Origin of the sequence: Hydrogenophaga luteola (assembly GCF_042648585.1) — a bacterium.
Lineage (GTDB): Bacteria > Pseudomonadota > Gammaproteobacteria > Burkholderiales > Burkholderiaceae_C > Hydrogenophaga > Hydrogenophaga luteola.
The window spans coordinates 186,680-200,462 of record NZ_JBHRXX010000010.1; the positions used below are offsets into that span (position 1 = coordinate 186,680).

The 13,783-nt window shown below is 66.9% G+C and carries 19 protein-coding genes; 5 read left to right on the forward strand and 14 right to left on the reverse strand.

The features are described from left to right. Together ACFOPI_RS22725 and ACFOPI_RS22730 are read right to left on the reverse strand one after the other, a co-directional pair. Window positions 1-363 carry a response regulator gene (locus tag ACFOPI_RS22725; RefSeq protein WP_066261228.1) on the reverse strand — a complete coding sequence of 121 codons (363 nt, stop codon included), beginning with the start codon at window positions 361-363 and terminating at the stop codon, window positions 1-3. A 48-nt stretch (window positions 364-411) separates the two neighbouring features. After that, entirely contained in the window at window positions 412-843 is a 432-nt protein-coding gene (locus ACFOPI_RS22730) for a hypothetical protein (protein ID WP_066261280.1), read from the reverse strand. A gap of 143 nt (window positions 844-986) precedes the next feature. On the opposite strand from ACFOPI_RS22730, the gene ACFOPI_RS22735 reads away from it, so the two are divergent. The 5 genes from ACFOPI_RS22735 to ACFOPI_RS22755 all read left to right on the forward strand — a co-directional run bounded on the left by ACFOPI_RS22735 (window position 987) and on the right by ACFOPI_RS22755 (window position 4,373). Then, the gene (locus ACFOPI_RS22735) at window positions 987-2,099 is read left to right on the forward strand and encodes a hybrid sensor histidine kinase/response regulator (RefSeq protein ID WP_382179267.1); all 1,113 of its coding nucleotides are present in this window, start codon (window positions 987-989) and stop codon (window positions 2,097-2,099) included. Further along, window positions 2,096-2,725 (forward strand): response regulator, encoded by a 630-nt coding sequence (locus ACFOPI_RS22740; protein ID WP_382179269.1) that lies wholly within the window; start codon window positions 2,096-2,098, stop codon window positions 2,723-2,725. Before ACFOPI_RS22735 ends, ACFOPI_RS22740 begins: the two co-directional genes overlap by 4 nt. A gap of 41 nt (window positions 2,726-2,766) precedes the next feature. Then, window positions 2,767-3,303, forward strand: a complete 537-nt coding sequence (locus ACFOPI_RS22745; RefSeq protein ID WP_382179272.1) for a hypothetical protein — start codon at window positions 2,767-2,769, stop codon at window positions 3,301-3,303. A 246-nt stretch (window positions 3,304-3,549) separates the two neighbouring features. Next, window positions 3,550-3,873: a hypothetical protein gene (locus ACFOPI_RS22750; protein ID WP_382179275.1), complete on the forward strand. Its 324-nt coding sequence runs from the start codon at window positions 3,550-3,552 to the stop codon at window positions 3,871-3,873. A 65-nt stretch (window positions 3,874-3,938) separates the two neighbouring features. Further along, on the forward strand, window positions 3,939-4,373 hold the full coding sequence (locus ACFOPI_RS22755) for a hypothetical protein (RefSeq protein WP_382179278.1): 435 nt from the start codon (window positions 3,939-3,941) through the stop codon (window positions 4,371-4,373). A gap of 9 nt (window positions 4,374-4,382) precedes the next feature. Here ACFOPI_RS22755 and fliR read toward each other — a convergent pair whose 3' ends face one another. The 12 genes from fliR to fliG form a co-directional block, all read right to left on the reverse strand. After that, the gene (gene fliR / locus ACFOPI_RS22760; protein ID WP_382179280.1) at window positions 4,383-5,150 is read right to left on the reverse strand and encodes a flagellar biosynthetic protein FliR; all 768 of its coding nucleotides are present in this window, start codon (window positions 5,148-5,150) and stop codon (window positions 4,383-4,385) included. 16 nt (window positions 5,151-5,166) lie between these two features. Continuing rightward, on the reverse strand, window positions 5,167-5,436 hold the full coding sequence (gene fliQ / locus ACFOPI_RS22765) for a flagellar biosynthesis protein FliQ (RefSeq protein ID WP_066154898.1): 270 nt from the start codon (window positions 5,434-5,436) through the stop codon (window positions 5,167-5,169). Between the two features lie 13 nt (window positions 5,437-5,449). Beyond that, complete coding sequence (gene fliP / locus ACFOPI_RS22770) at window positions 5,450-6,217, reverse strand: flagellar type III secretion system pore protein FliP (protein ID WP_382179283.1); 768 nt, start codon at window positions 6,215-6,217, stop codon at window positions 5,450-5,452. Further along, window positions 6,204-6,566 (reverse strand): FliO/MopB family protein, encoded by a 363-nt coding sequence (locus tag ACFOPI_RS22775; RefSeq protein WP_382179286.1) that lies wholly within the window; start codon window positions 6,564-6,566, stop codon window positions 6,204-6,206. Before ACFOPI_RS22775 ends, fliP begins: the two co-directional genes overlap by 14 nt. A 9-nt stretch (window positions 6,567-6,575) precedes the next feature. Then, a complete protein-coding gene (fliN, locus tag ACFOPI_RS22780; protein ID WP_066261215.1) occupies window positions 6,576-6,992 on the reverse strand; it encodes a flagellar motor switch protein FliN in 417 nt (138 codons plus the stop codon). Beyond that, window positions 6,982-7,989 (reverse strand): flagellar motor switch protein FliM, encoded by a 1,008-nt coding sequence (fliM, locus tag ACFOPI_RS22785; protein ID WP_066261213.1) that lies wholly within the window; start codon window positions 7,987-7,989, stop codon window positions 6,982-6,984. Before fliM ends, fliN begins: the two co-directional genes overlap by 11 nt. Window positions 7,990-8,007: 18 nt before the next feature. Next, window positions 8,008-8,607: a flagellar basal body-associated FliL family protein gene (locus ACFOPI_RS22790; RefSeq protein WP_382179290.1), complete on the reverse strand. Its 600-nt coding sequence runs from the start codon at window positions 8,605-8,607 to the stop codon at window positions 8,008-8,010. A 157-nt stretch (window positions 8,608-8,764) separates the two neighbouring features. After that, window positions 8,765-10,153: a flagellar hook-length control protein FliK gene (fliK, locus tag ACFOPI_RS22795; RefSeq protein WP_382179293.1), complete on the reverse strand. Its 1,389-nt coding sequence runs from the start codon at window positions 10,151-10,153 to the stop codon at window positions 8,765-8,767. Then, window positions 10,150-10,620 carry a flagellar export protein FliJ gene (gene fliJ, locus ACFOPI_RS22800; protein ID WP_382179296.1) on the reverse strand — a complete coding sequence of 157 codons (471 nt, stop codon included), beginning with the start codon at window positions 10,618-10,620 and terminating at the stop codon, window positions 10,150-10,152. The genes fliK and fliJ overlap by 4 nt, the downstream gene beginning before the upstream one ends. Beyond that, a complete protein-coding gene (gene fliI / locus ACFOPI_RS22805; RefSeq protein ID WP_382179298.1) occupies window positions 10,617-12,086 on the reverse strand; it encodes a flagellar protein export ATPase FliI in 1,470 nt (489 codons plus the stop codon). The genes fliJ and fliI overlap by 4 nt, the downstream gene beginning before the upstream one ends. Then, the gene (locus ACFOPI_RS22810; RefSeq protein WP_382179301.1) at window positions 12,079-12,792 is read right to left on the reverse strand and encodes a FliH/SctL family protein; all 714 of its coding nucleotides are present in this window, start codon (window positions 12,790-12,792) and stop codon (window positions 12,079-12,081) included. The genes fliI and ACFOPI_RS22810 overlap by 8 nt, the downstream gene beginning before the upstream one ends. Then, complete coding sequence (gene fliG / locus ACFOPI_RS22815) at window positions 12,776-13,771, reverse strand: flagellar motor switch protein FliG (RefSeq protein ID WP_382179304.1); 996 nt, start codon at window positions 13,769-13,771, stop codon at window positions 12,776-12,778. The genes ACFOPI_RS22810 and fliG overlap by 17 nt, the downstream gene beginning before the upstream one ends. Window positions 13,772-13,783: the final 12 nt, after the last annotated feature.

Below are 13,783 nucleotides of genomic sequence, written 5' to 3' on the forward strand. Positions count from 1 at the left end.
TCAGCGGATCACTTTCTGGATGACCTCGATCAGGCGACCCGGATCGAAGGGTTTGACCAACCAGCCGGTGGCCCCAGCGGCGCGGCCGGCCTGTTTCATCTGGTCGCTGGACTCGGTGGTCAGGATCAGGATGGGCGTGGCCTTGAACTTGGCGTTCTCGCGCAGCTTCTTGGTCAGGCCCAGCCCGTCCAGACGGGGCATGTTCTGGTCGGTCAGCACCAGGTCGATGTGGTGGGACTGCGCCTTCTCAAGCGCGTCCTGTCCATCGACAGCCTCCACGACATGAAAGCCTGCCCCTGTGAGGGTGAAGGACACCATCTTTCGCATGGAGGCCGAGTCGTCGACGGCAAGAATGGATTGCATGTGGGTTCTCCGTGGTTCGTTCGGATATCGGCAAACAGATGGGGCTCTTTAGAACAGGTCGATGGAACCAGCGTCCATCTCGTTCTGGGTGACCGGGCTGGGGCGGTCGGGGGTTGGGTCCAGGCTCACCGGCAGTTCGTCTTCCTCCGGCTCCATGGCCTCTTCGGCCAGCTTCCAGGCGCAGCCCTGCAACACCTTGCCGGTGTGTGCGATCAGCTGGGTCGCCATGTCGTGGAACTGCAACTCGGTCACGGCCTGGTGCAGGCTGCGGCGGATGTTCAGCAGGTCGTCGTTCTCGTTGCCGGCCAGGTGGGCCAGGGCGTGGTTGGCGGTGGAAAAGCGTTCCATCAGGTTGCCGGTGGCGTGGTCGAGCAGACCTTCCAGTCGCTTGAGGTCGGTCATGGCCATGAGCAGGGAGTCCTGGACATCGGCGACCAGATTCACTGGCAAGTTGACAGATGGCGAGGTCTGGGGCGTCATCGGCGGGTCCTTGTGGTCGGGCTTGAGGGTCGTTTTCGAGACCGCTCCAGTGTGTTGGGGCAGTACAATTTTCAGGATCTGTGACAGGCTGTATCGGCAGAAAACGGCCCGAATTCAGCGCTATTTCGAACACTGCGAGCCGCATGCCCGATACCACTGAATCCCGTCCTGTCCGCATCCTCCACCTCGAGGATTCCCGCGTCGACCACGCCCTGGTCAAGTTCGCGCTGCAGAAAAGCGGTCTGAACCACGACATCCAGCTGGTCGACACACTCGACGACTTCGAGCGCGAGCTGCGCGAGAACCGCTACGACATCGTGCTGGCCGACTACCACCTGCCCGGGTTTTCCGGGCTGGACGCCTGGGAACGGCTGCAGGAGATCGGGATGGACCTGCCGTTCGTCATCCTCTCGGGTGCCATCGGCGAGGCCGCGGCTGTCGAGGCCATGCACCGTGGCGTCAGCGACTACCTGCTCAAGGACAGCATGAACCGGGTGGCGCACGTCATCCAGCGCGCCATCGAGGTCTCCGAAACCCGCCGCGCCAAGGCCCGGGCCGACGCCGAACTGGCCGACTCCCAGCGCCGCCTGGCCGAACTGGCCGAGCACCTGCAGACCAGCATCGAGCAGGAACGCGCCGACATCGCCCGCGAAATCCACGACGACATCGGCGGCTCGCTGGCCGCCGTCAAGCTTGACCTGGCCTGGATCGCCCGCCGCCCGGCGCTGGAGCCCGAGGTGCGCCAGCACATGGACACCGCGCTGGAGATGCTGCAGCACGCCCTGGGTGCCAGTCAGCGCATCATGATGAACCTGCGCCCGCCCATCCTCGACCAGGGCCTGGTGGCCGCGGTGCTGTGGATGGCCAGTGGTTTCGAGAAACGCAACGGCACCCGTGTCACCGTGCGCCGTTCGTCCGAGCACATCGACGTGCCGCGCGCCGTGCAGCTGGTGGCCTACCGCACCGCGCAGGAAGCGCTGACCAATGTGGCCAAACACGCCCGGGCGACCGCCGTCGACATCGACCTGAGCGACCGCGAACGCGTGCTCACGCTCGAGGTCAGCGACAACGGCCAGGGCCTGAGCGCCGACGCCCTGCGCAAGGCCAAGTCCTTCGGCCTGCTCGGGCTCAAGGAACGCGCCGCCAAGGTCGGCGGCTGGCTGGACATCAGCAGCTCATCGCGGGGCACCTCGGTGATCCTCTCGGTGCCGCTCGATGGCGAGGACGGTAACCACCACAGGGACGAAGAACAATGATCAAGGTCATCTTGTGCGACGACCACGCAGTCGTCCGTCGCGGCATCCGCGACACCATCTCGGAAGCGGTCGACATCCAGGTCGTCGGCGAAGCCGGCAGCTACCCCGAGCTGCGCGAACAGATGCGCAAGACCGAGTGCGACGTGCTGGTGCTCGACCTCAACATGCCCGGCCGCGGCGGGCTGGAGGTGCTGGCCGCGCTGCGCGAGGAGGGGTCGCAGGTCAAGACCCTGGTGGTCTCGATGTACCCCGAAGACCAGTACGCCATCCGCTGCCTGCGGGCCGGCGCGCGGGGATACCTGAACAAGGCGGGCGAGCCGGCCGAGATGATCGCCGCCATTCGCACGGTGAACCAGGGCCGCAAGTACGTCACGCCCGAGGTGGCGCAGATGCTGGTGGACAACCTGAACGCGCCCGAAACCGAAGAGCTGCACGCCAGCCTGTCCGAGCGCGAACTGCAGACCTTGCAGAAGATCGCCTCGGGCAAGAAGCTCTCCGAGATCGCCGACGAGCTGATGCTCAGCCCCAAGACCGTCAGCGTCTACCGCGCGCGGGTGCTGGAGAAACTGCACCTGTCGAACAACGCGGAACTGACGGTGTATGCGATCCGGAACAGTCTGGTGTGATGGGTTGCTGGATAAAGGGGTTCACAGCAGTGGATTGATGAATGAGTCAGTGGCCTCAAGCAAATGCGCTGCTGTTGCAGCAAGTAGTACAGCCGCTCAGGGCGGGCCCGGGAAAGACGCTGGTCGCTGTGCACTATGGGCTGTTTCCATATGAGGCGGAATCGTTCCGACTCAGCGAGTTGGGGCCGTTGTCACTGGATGCAGAGGTTCGGCTGTGCTTTTCGGACGGCACCAAACTGTTTGTCAGCTGGACCCAAACAGCAGGCTGGTCGGAAACGAACTCGCTTGCCGTGGCCGTTTCTTCCTTTCACTGCGCAGGCTCGCTTGTCTATGAAGATGCAAGCCTCCTTTCCAACTGGACGTCCTGTCTTGGCGCCCGCCTGGTTGCTGCAGATGTACTCGGTTGGCTCGAAACGCCCGCCTTTTTGAGGCTGAAGTTCGAGCATGCGTCGATTCTGATAGGAGTGGGCTACGAAAGTGGGTTCGGCAATGCCGACCGCGTTATCGTGCGTCCACACGAAGACATGTGGCTTGACGAGGCTGTTGTTCTTTGGAGTTCGCATGCTGGCGGTGCGTAGTGCGTCGGCCCTAAACGAACCCCATATCGAAAACAGATTGGGTTGCCAACGCAGTGTGGATTCATGTGTCGAAGTGATGTCCGGTTGGAAGCTGCATTGGTGCCCCGTGTGAGCTGGAGCACCTTCTCTTCCATTTGTTGGGCAAGGCGTACCGGTTTGTTTTGTGAGATTTCTGTCAGTTGATGGGGGCATATGGGAAGCAATGTTCAGGGGTACCAGATGGTGAGACCCCCAACCCAGGACGAGGTGGAACTACTGGCTGTGATCTTGGGTGTCAGTGTTTCTCTGGCGGCATTGGCGTTTCTGTGTGTGGTGGGTGCCGCTTTAATGGTGGCGGTGAGGACGCGATTGCCAGGACGGTTTAGCGTTCTTTTGAGTGTCCTGGTGTTGCCGCTTTGGTGGGTTTTCGAGCAACTTTGGGGCGGCAGCCTTGAGTTGACGTTTGGACCAGTGGCTCAGTTGGTTTCGGTGATCTTCTATTCGGCGTTCGCTGTGGTGTTCTCATTTGGATTCGTCAGGATGTGCCGCGCTTTTCTCGCGGTCTCTGCCGTGGATTCGCGCGATAGGTGAGTTTGTTACGTGAGCCAACTTGGCGTAGCTTCCTGACGGCGGACGATCCAGATCGCAACATCACCATGCACCGCCGCACCGCCTCCCTCATCCTGCTCGTCACCGCCGCCGGCCTGTTCACTGCCTGCAGCAAACCCGACCCGCAGACCGCGCTGGAAGCCGCGGTGCAGCAGCTGCAGGACCACCTCGAAGCCCGGGACAGCAAAGCCGTGCTGACGATGCTGGACACGCGGTTCCGGGCGCAGGACGAGTACGACGCCGAGTGGGCGCGCAAGACCATGGCGCTGATGTTCCTGCGCTATGCCAACGTGAAGGTGATCGCGGTCACGCGCAGCAGCCGCATCGACCCGCCGGGTTCGAGCATCGGCATCACCGAGGCTCAGGTGCTGTTCACCGGGGCGCAGGGCCTGATCCCCGAGCGGGCTTCGCCCTATTCGGTGCAGCTGCAGTGGGCGCTGGACGGGTCGGACTGGAAGCTGCGCGACGTGCGCTGGGAGTGAGCCGCAGGCTCAATTTCCGGTGAACATGCCGGTGGCGAGCTTCATCAGCGCCACCACCGGACCTTCCAGCATGGGCAGGGTGACGGCGATGCCCAGCAGGCCGGTGGTGAGGGTGAGCGGGAAGCCGATGGCGAAGGCGTTCATCTGCGGCGCCACGCGCGAGATGAAGCCCAGCACGATGTTGACGAACAGCAGCATGCCGACCATGGGCAGCGCGATCCACAGGCCGTAGCGGAACACGACCGAACCCAGTTCGTGCAGGCGCATGCGTTCGATGGCCTCGAACGCGCCGGTGCCCAGCGGGAAGGTCTCGAAGCTGGCCACCACGGCCTGCAGCACCATGAGGTGGCCGTTGAGCACCACGAACAGCAGCATGGTGCTGTTGCCGTAGAAACGGCCGACGGCGCTGGTCTGCTGGTTGGTGCTGGGGTCGAAGAAGCCGGCGAAGTTCAGGCCCATCTGCAGGCCGATGACTTCGCCTGCCAGTTCCACGGCCGCGAACACGATGCGCACCGCCAGGCCAATCGCCAGGCCGATCACCACCTGCTGCACCACCACGCCCATGGCCTGCGGGTCGGTCAGGCCGATCACCGGCTGGTCGGCCAATGCCGCCTGGGCGCAGATGGCCACCAGCATGGCCAGCGCAACGCGGGCGCGCATGGGCACCGAGCGCGCCGAGAAGATGGGCGCGCTGGAGAACACCGCGAGGATGCGCAGGAAGGGCCAGAACACCGGCGCCACCAGCGACATGATGTCCGCTTCAGTGAACGAGAACATGGCGCCGCGTGATCGATCAGATCGCGTGGTTCGGAATGGCCAGGATGGTGTTGCGGATGAACTCGACCAGGGTGGTCATCATCCACGGGCCGGCGATCGCGAACACGGCGATGGCGGCGATCAGCTTGGGCACGAAGGAGAGGGTGGCTTCGTGGATCTGGGTGATGGCCTGGAACAGGCTCACCAGCAGGCCCACGCCCAGCACCACGGCCAGCACGGGCGCGGCTACCATGAGCACCATGAAGAGGGCGTTCTGGCCCATCGTGAGGGCGGCTTGGGGGTCCATGGGGTTTCCTTGACTATGTGGCGAACGAGGCTGCGAGGGAGCCCAGCAGCAGGTTCCAGCCGTCGGCCAGCACGAACAGCATCAGCTTGAAGGGCAGGGCGACCAGCACCGGCGAAAGCATCATCATCCCCAGCGACATCAGCACGCTGGCGACCACCATGTCGATCACCAGGAAGGGGATGAAGATCATGAAACCGATCTGGAACGCGGTCTTGAGTTCGCTGGTGACGAAGGCCGGCACGATGACGCGGAAGGGCGCGGTCTCGGCCTTCACGTCTTCGGGCAGCTTGGCCAGGCGGGCGAACAGCTCGAAGTCGCTCTGGCGGGTCTGCTTGAGCATGAAATCGCGCATCGGGCCCTGCGCGCGGTCCAGCGCCTGGTCGAACGGGATCTGGTTGCTGGTGTAGGGCTGGTAGGCCTCGTTGTAGACCTTGTCCAGCGTCGGTCCCATGACGAACAGCGTGAGGAACAGCGAGAGGCCGATGATCACCTGGTTGGGCGGCGCGGACTGCGTGCCCAGGGCCTGGCGCAGCAGCGAGAGCACGATGACGATGCGGGTGAAGCCCGTCATCAGCAGCAGCACCGCGGGCAGGAACGAGAGCGCGGTGAAGAACAGCAGGGTCTGGATCGGCACCGAGTAGCTGGTGCCGCCCGCGCCCTGGCCGACCACGATGGGCAGCGCGGCGTTGCCGGTCTGCTGGGCCCAGGCGGGCACGGTGGCCAGCAGCAGGAGCGCCAGGCCGAGCAGGCGGGCGCCGCGGAAACGTTCAGCGGTTTGCATCACCGTCCTTGCGGAACAGGGCCAGCCGCGCGGCGAAGCCGGCGGGGGCGGGGGTATGGCCCGGGGCGGCAGGTGCCTCGGTGGCTTCGGGCGGCAGCGGCATCTGGTGCAGCGCGGTGACGCTGCCCGGCGAGACGCCGAGCACGAGGCAGACCGCCTGCTCGCCCTGGCCGACCTGCAGCGTGACCACGCGCTGCTGCGGGCCGATCGCGACACCGCCCAGCACCTGCAGGTGCGGGCCGGCGCGGTTCGCGGCGCCGGGCAGGTGGCGGCGGTAGCGTTGCAGCAACCAGGCGATGCCCACCATGACGATGAGCAGCACGATGGCCGGGGCGGCGTTCTGGAGCATGGGCAGCCTTCAGCCTTTGGAGAGACGGCGCATGCGCTCGGACGGCGTGACGATGTCGGTCAGGCGGATACCGAACTTGTCGTTCACCACCACCACCTCGCCCTGGGCGATGAGGTAGCCGTTGACCAGCACGTCCATGGGCTCGCCGGCCAGCGCGTCGAGCTCGACGATGGAGCCTTGTGCCAGCTGCAGGATGTACTTGATCGGCACCTTCACCCGACCCAGTTCCACCGTCAGCTGCACCGGGATGTCCAGCACCATCTGGATGTCCTGCACGACGTTGCCCGCGCTGGTGGCAGGTGCCGAGGGGTGGTCGTCGAACGCGGGCGCGCTGTCGTGGGCGCTGGCCACGGCCTGTTCTTCGAGGGCCTGGGCCCAGTCGTCGGCAACGGAATCGTTCATGGTGTCGGTGTTCTCAGTGGACATACGGATCTCCTTGCCAGGTCTTGTCGGTGCTGTTGCTCAGCTTGCGGTCGATGCGCAGCGCGTATTTGCCCTTGTGCGTGCCGTACTGGCACTCGAACAGCGGCACACCGTCGACATGGGCTTTGATGGCGGGGTTGCGGTCCAGCTCGATGAAGTCGCCGACCTGCATCGCCAGCAGCTGTTCCACCGTGGCGTCGGTCTGGGCCAGCTCGGCGACCATGGTCACCTCGGCCGCCTGGATCTCCTGGCCCAGCAGCTTGACCCAGCGGCGGTCGACTTCGATGGCATCGCCCTGCACGCTGGAATACAGCACGTCGCGAATGGGTTCGAGCGTGGCGTAGGGAATGCAGATGTGCAGCGAGCCGGTGATGTCGCCAATCTCCAGCGTGAAGCTGGTGGAGACCACGATCTCGCTGGGGGTGGCGATGGTGGCGAACTGGGGCTGCATCTCCGAACGCTGGTAGGCCAGCTCGATCGGGTACACGCCGCGCCAGGCCTTCTTGTATTCCTCGGCCACCACCTCGACCAGGCGGTCGATGACGCGCTGCTCGGTGGGCGAGAAGTCGCGCCCCTCGATGCGGGTGTGGAACTTGCCGTTGCCGCCGTAGAGGCTGTCGATCACGCCGAACAGCAGGTTGGGTTCGCACACCACCAGGCCATTGCCGCGCAGCGGGCGCACGGCCATGATGTTGAAGTTGGTGGGCACCGCCAGCTCGCGCAGGAAGGCGCTGTACTTCTGCACCTGCACGCCGCCGACCGACACCTCCGGGCTGCGCCGGATGAAGTTGAACAGCCCCAGGCGCAGGTTGCGCGAGAAGCGCTCGTTGACGATCTCCATCGTGGGCATGCGCCCACGGACGATGCGTTCCTGGCTGGAGAGGTTGTAGACCCGGACGCCGTCGGTGGGGACGTCGTCCTTTTCGAGCTTCTGGCTCTCGCCCGTGACCCCTTCCAGAAGGGCGTCGACTTCTTCCTGGGACAGAAACGAATCGGCCATGGCGTCAGGTCCCCTGGGTCACTGCACGATGAAACTGGAGAAAAGCACACCCTCGATCGGGTTGGGCGCGGCCTTCTTCTTCTTTTTCTTGCCTTTGGGGGAGGGCTCCGGTTCGGCGTCCGGGTGCTCGTAGTCGTAGCCCATCACATCGGAGATCTCGGCCATGATGTCCTGCGTCAGGGCCTGCTTGCCGTCCGCGCGAAGCATCTGTTCGGCGGTGCGCTGCGAGACCAGGATCAGGATGCCGTTGCGGATGCTGGGCATGTAGGTTTTCATGTCCTCGCCGGTCTTGGCATCGGCCAGTTGCAGCGTGATGCCCAGCTGCGCGAATCGGTTGCCGCCCGGGTCGGCCAGGTTGACCACCATGCTGTCCAGCGGCAGGAAGGTCGGCGGGGTCTTGGGGTCGCGCAGGGGGGCGGCGTGGCCCTCGTCCTCGGCCGTCACTTCGGTGCCGTCCTCCTCGTCTTCGCTGTGGGACTTCTTCAGCAGGAAGAAGGCCGCACCCGCGCCGACCAGCGCCAGCACCACCACGCCGATGATGATGAACAGCAGTTTCTTGCTCTTGGGTTTGGCTGGGGCCTCGCCATTGGCGGGGGCGGCAGCAGCGGCAGCAGACATGGACATCCTCCGGAAGGGCGCCCCGCGGGGGGCGATGCCCGCCGAAAGGAACGGCGGGCTGTGGAGGAATTATTGGAGCCACCCCCCCCGGGCGTAGCCCTGAATAGCGCCGGAAAACCCCGCTATTCGCCGGCTCCGCGCGGCCCGGTTGGCGTTCTCAGACGAACAGGTCCAGCGGCCGGCTGCCGTCGCTGCGCGGCCGTGGCGTGGCCGGCACGGCGCTGCCAGCCGGTGCCGTCGCGGTGTCGGCACGGACCGATGGCGCGCCGGTACGGGCGGGGGCTGCGGACGGGCTGCCCTGCCCCTGCTGGCCGCGCTGGTCGCTGACGTTCACGTCGCCCAGCTGGATGCCGCCGCGCTGCAGCAGGTCGGCCAGCGTGCCCTCGGCGTTCTGGCGCAGTTCGGCGCGCGCCTCGGCGTTGTCGGTACGGAAGCTCAGGTCCAGCTCCTGGCCGGTGAGCGAGAGCCGCACGTCGATGGCGTTCTCGCCGTCCTCGCCGATGCGCAGGCTGGCCTGGCGCAGGTGCGGCGAGGCGAAGCTGTCGAGCCGCTCTTCGGCCTCGGCATCGGCCTGTGCCAGCGTCTCTTCGTAGGTCTCGTCGCGTGCGTCGCTGCTCAGCCCGTCGCGGGTGTCGGTGTGGTCGCCGCCGTCGGCGCCCGCCTCGCCGCCGGTGCCCGGCTGGCCGCTGTGGTCCGCACCGCCGGCCATGGGCACCACGCCGCCCTGCAGCGGCACGGCCGTCAGCGGGGCGTCGGGCGTGGTCTCGTCGCTGATGGTTTGCGCAAAGCGCTGGTCGAGCGCCACCGTGCTGTGCAGCGGCAGCGATGGTCCGGTGTCGACCCGCACCGCGGCGCGCTCGACGCCCGGGCCCGACTGGGCCTGGGTGTGGTGCCACTGCTGGAGGGCGCTGGTGCCCGCCATCTGGGCGGTGCTGCGCCAGGCCGCGGGCCGGGCGGCGGCTGGCGCCGGGGCGCTGTTGCCTGCGGCCGGCGGGCTGGCGTTGGCCGCCGAGAGCTGGGCCTGGGTCTGTTCGTCCAGCGCCTCGGGTTGGTCCAGCACCTGCATGCCCTGCAGCGTGTCGGCAGGCGCTCCGTCGCTCGCCAACACCTGGGGGGGCGTTCCGGTGTCCGGGGAGGGGCCGGCCAGAGCGCGCGGGCCGGTGGCGGTGCCGCTGGCCAGGACGCCCGATGCGTCGGCGGTCGCAGAGGCCGCAGTCGGTGCGTCGGTGCTGGGGACTGCGGTGGTGGATGTGCCTGCGGAGGGCAGGGCGGCCCAGGCCATCATGGCTTCCAGCTGGGCTTCGCCAGAATCGGTCGCCGGGTTACCGGCCGTCTCCTGCACCAGTTCGGCCGGCGCGTCGGCGGCCAGGGGCAGCGTGTCGTTGGTGGCGCTCAGCAGCGACAGCAAGTTGGCGAACAGGTCGGCGCCGGTCTCCTGGCCACCGGGTTTGCGGGCGCCCTGGGCGCCGTTGCGACCGGCGGCCTGGGCCGCCTGGGTCGGTCCTGCGGACGCGCTGTGCGAGGTGGAGGGGGCGGTGCTGCTCATGAACGGGCTCCGTGGACGGCCGAGAGGGCCTGGCGCAGGTGGATGGTCAGGGCCATCTCGTCGGTGGCCTTCTGTTCCTGGCGCATGGCGCGGTGTTCGATCGCCTGCTGCTTGCGCTCAGCGTACTTGCGCAGGCCGGCGACGTCGCGCTCGGCGGCGTAGACCTGGGCCTGGGCGCGCTCGACCACCTCTTCCCGGCTGCGCTGCACCGCCTGCTGGAACTCGATGGCGTGGGTGATCTTTTCCATGAACTGGCGGTGGTGGTGCAGCAGGTTGGCGTCCACGCCACCGGTGGTGCTGCGCTGCGCCCAGCGCTGCAGGGCCTCGTCGGCGTAGTTGCGCAGCTGGTTCATCTGGGCCTGCGCCGCCTGCAGTTCACGCTGGGCCTGGCCGAGCGCAGTGAGCGCGTCGTCGCGGCGCCGGGTGGCCAGGTCCACCACCTTGTGCAGGGTCTGCAGGTTGCTCATGCGTGGGTTCCTTCATACAGGTTGTGGTGGGCGTGCCCGCGCGCACCGCGGCCGTTGCGGGCGGGCTGGTCTTCCTGCAGCGCCACGGCCAGCTGCTGCAGGCTGTGTTCCATGGTCGCCGCCTCGCGCATGTCCTGCATCAGGAAGCGCTGCAGCGCGGGATAGAGCACGATGGCGCGGTCGGTTTCGGGGTCGCTGCCAGCGGCGTAGGCGCCCAGCTGGATCAGGTCGCGGCTCTTCATGTAGCGCGAGTAGTAGTTGCGGAACTTGCGCGCCAGCTCCAGGTGCTGCGGCGTGGCCACGTTGTGCATCACGCGCGAGGCCGAGGCCTCGACGTCGATGGCGGGGTAGTGGCCCGACTCGGCCAGCGCGCGCGAGAGCACGATGTGGCCGTCCAGGATGGCGCGCGCCGCGTCGGCGATCGGGTCCTGCTGGTCGTCGCCTTCGGACAGCACAGTGTAGAAAGCGGTGATCGAGCCCACGCCGTTGAGGCCGTTGCCGCTGCGCTCCACCAGCTGCGGCAGCTTGGCAAAACACGACGGCGGGTAGCCCTTTGTGGCCGGCGGCTCGCCGATGGCCAGGGCGATCTCGCGCTGCGCCATCGCGTAGCGGGTGAGCGAGTCCATCAGCAGCAGCACGTGCAGCCCGTCGTCGCGGAAGCGCTCGGCGATGGCCGTGGCGTAGGCCGCGCCCTGCATGCGCACCAGCGGCGGCGCGTCGGCCGGCGCGGCCACCACGACGGAGCGCTTGCGGCCGTCTTCGCCCAAGATGTCCTCGATGAATTCCTTGACCTCGCGGCCGCGTTCGCCGATGAGGCCGACCACGATCACATCGGCCTTGGTGTAGCGGGCCATCATGCCCAGCAGCACCGACTTGCCGACGCCGGAGCCGGCGAACAGGCCCAGGCGCTGGCCGCGGCCGACCGTGAGCAGGGCGTTGATGGCGCGCACGCCGGTGTCCAGCGACTCGCGCACCGGGTCGCGGTCCATCGCGTTCAGCGGCGCCTGGTTCATGGGCTCGATGTCGACCTCGGTGATCGGGCCCATGTGGTCCATGGGATTGCCGTGCGAGTCGACCACGCGGCCCAGCAGCCCGCGGCCCAGCGGCAGGCGCAGCAGCCCGCGGTCGCCGGCCGATGGCGGCTTGTTGACCTGGCCCATGCGCGGCACCGGGCGGTAGGGTGCCAGCGGGGTCACGCTGGCGCCACTGGCCAGGCCGCGGGTGTCGCCCGCGGGCATCAGGAAGGCACGGTTGCCCGCAAAGCCCACCACCTCGGCCAGCACCGGCTCGCGTTTGCCGTTGGCAATCAGGCACTGCGAACCGACCGGCACGCGCAGGCCCACGGCTTCGAGTACCAGGCCGGCCAGGCGGGTGAGCGTGCCGCGCACCTCTAGCGGGGTGTGCACGTTGGCCCCGATGCGCAGGTCGTCCATGTACTGGGCCCAGCGGCCGTCGGGTTCAGACATCGCCGGCCTCCGGATTCCAGGGTTCGTCCAAGCCCAGGTTGCCCAGGGCCCGTGCCCAGCGCTTCTCGATGGTGGCGTCCACCGTCGCGCCCGGGGTCTGCAGCAGGCAGCCGCCGGGGGTGATGGTCACGTCCGCCACGAAGTCGGGGGCGTTTTCTCCCAGGGTCTCCACCAGCGCACCGCGCATCAGCGCGAGGTCGTCGGGGTGCATGCGCACGGTGGCGGGCAGGCCGTCCTCGACGATCTGCTCCAGCGCCTCGCCGATCACGGCGCGCAGGTGGCCGGTGTTGCTCTGCAGCTCCTGCCGCACCACCTGGCGCGCGACGTCGCAGGCCAGGTCCAGGATCTGGCGGCCGATCTTCTGCTCGGCGGCGATCAGCTGCTCGGCCATGCCGTGCAGCATCTGGCCCATGCGCACGCCGGTCTCTTCGATGGTGCGGCGCATCGCGGCTTCAAGCGCGTCGCGCACCTCTTTGCTGCCGGTGTCGTGGCCGTGGGCGAAGCCATCGGCATAGGCCTGCTGGCGGGCCTCGTGCAGCGCTTCCTCCAGGGCCCTGTCGGGTTCGGACTCGGCCGCCACCGCCACCGCGGCGACCGGGAGCGTGTCGCTGCCGTCCATGGACGAGAAGTGCCAGGCCGACACGCCGTCGATTTCCTCCCGCGGGATAAAGCGGGTGTGCGCGCTGGGCTTAGACGAAGCCTTCATCGTCGCCTCCGCCGATCGCGATCTGACCCTCTTCGGACAGGCGCCGGACGATCTTCAGGATCTCTTTCTGCTGGGCTTCCACCTCGGACAGGCGGACCGGTCCGCGCGATTCGAGGTCGTCGCGCAGGCCTTCGGCGGCGCGCGAGGACATGTTGGTGAAGACCAGTTCGCGCAGCTCCGTGGAAGCGCCCTTGAGCGCGATCACCAGCGACTCGGACGCCACTTCCTTGAGCACCAGCTGGATCGACTTGCCGTCGAGTTTGAGCAGGTCTTCGAAGGTGAACATCTTGTCCATGATCTTCTGGGCCAGGTCGGCGTCGAAGTTGCGGATCGACTCGATCACCGAGGTCTCGATCTGGTTGCCCATCATGTTGATGATCTCGGCCGCGGTCTTGACGCCGCCCATCGAGGTCTTGCGGATCTTGTCGCCACCGGCCAGCACCTTGTAGAGCACCTCGTTGAGGTCCTTGAGCGCGGTGGGCTGGATGCCTTCGAGCGTGGCGATGCGCAGCATCACGTCGTTGCGGGTGCGCTCGGTGAAGTTCTTCAGCACGTCGGCGGTCTGGTCCGATTCGAGGTGCACCAGGATGGCCGCGACGATCTGCGGATGCTCGTTGCGCAGCAGCTCGGCAATCGACAGCGGGTCCATCCACTTCAGGCTCTCGATACCCGAGACATCGCCGCCCTGCAGGATGCGGTCGATCAGCAACGCGGCCTTGTCGTCGCCCAGGGCGCGCCGCAGCACCGATCGCACGTAGTTGTCGGTGTCGGACACCAGCAGGCTCTGCGAGGAGGCCACCGAGGTGAACTTCTGCATCACCTGATCGACCCGCTCGTGGGACACGGCGCGGGTCTTGGCAATGGCCTCGCCCAGCTTCTGAACTTCCTTGGGGCTCAGGTGCTTGAAGACCTCGGCCGCCTCTTCCTCGCCCAGCGTCATGAGGAAGATAGCGGCGTCCTGGATTCCCTGTTCTTCCATGATCGTCTTTCC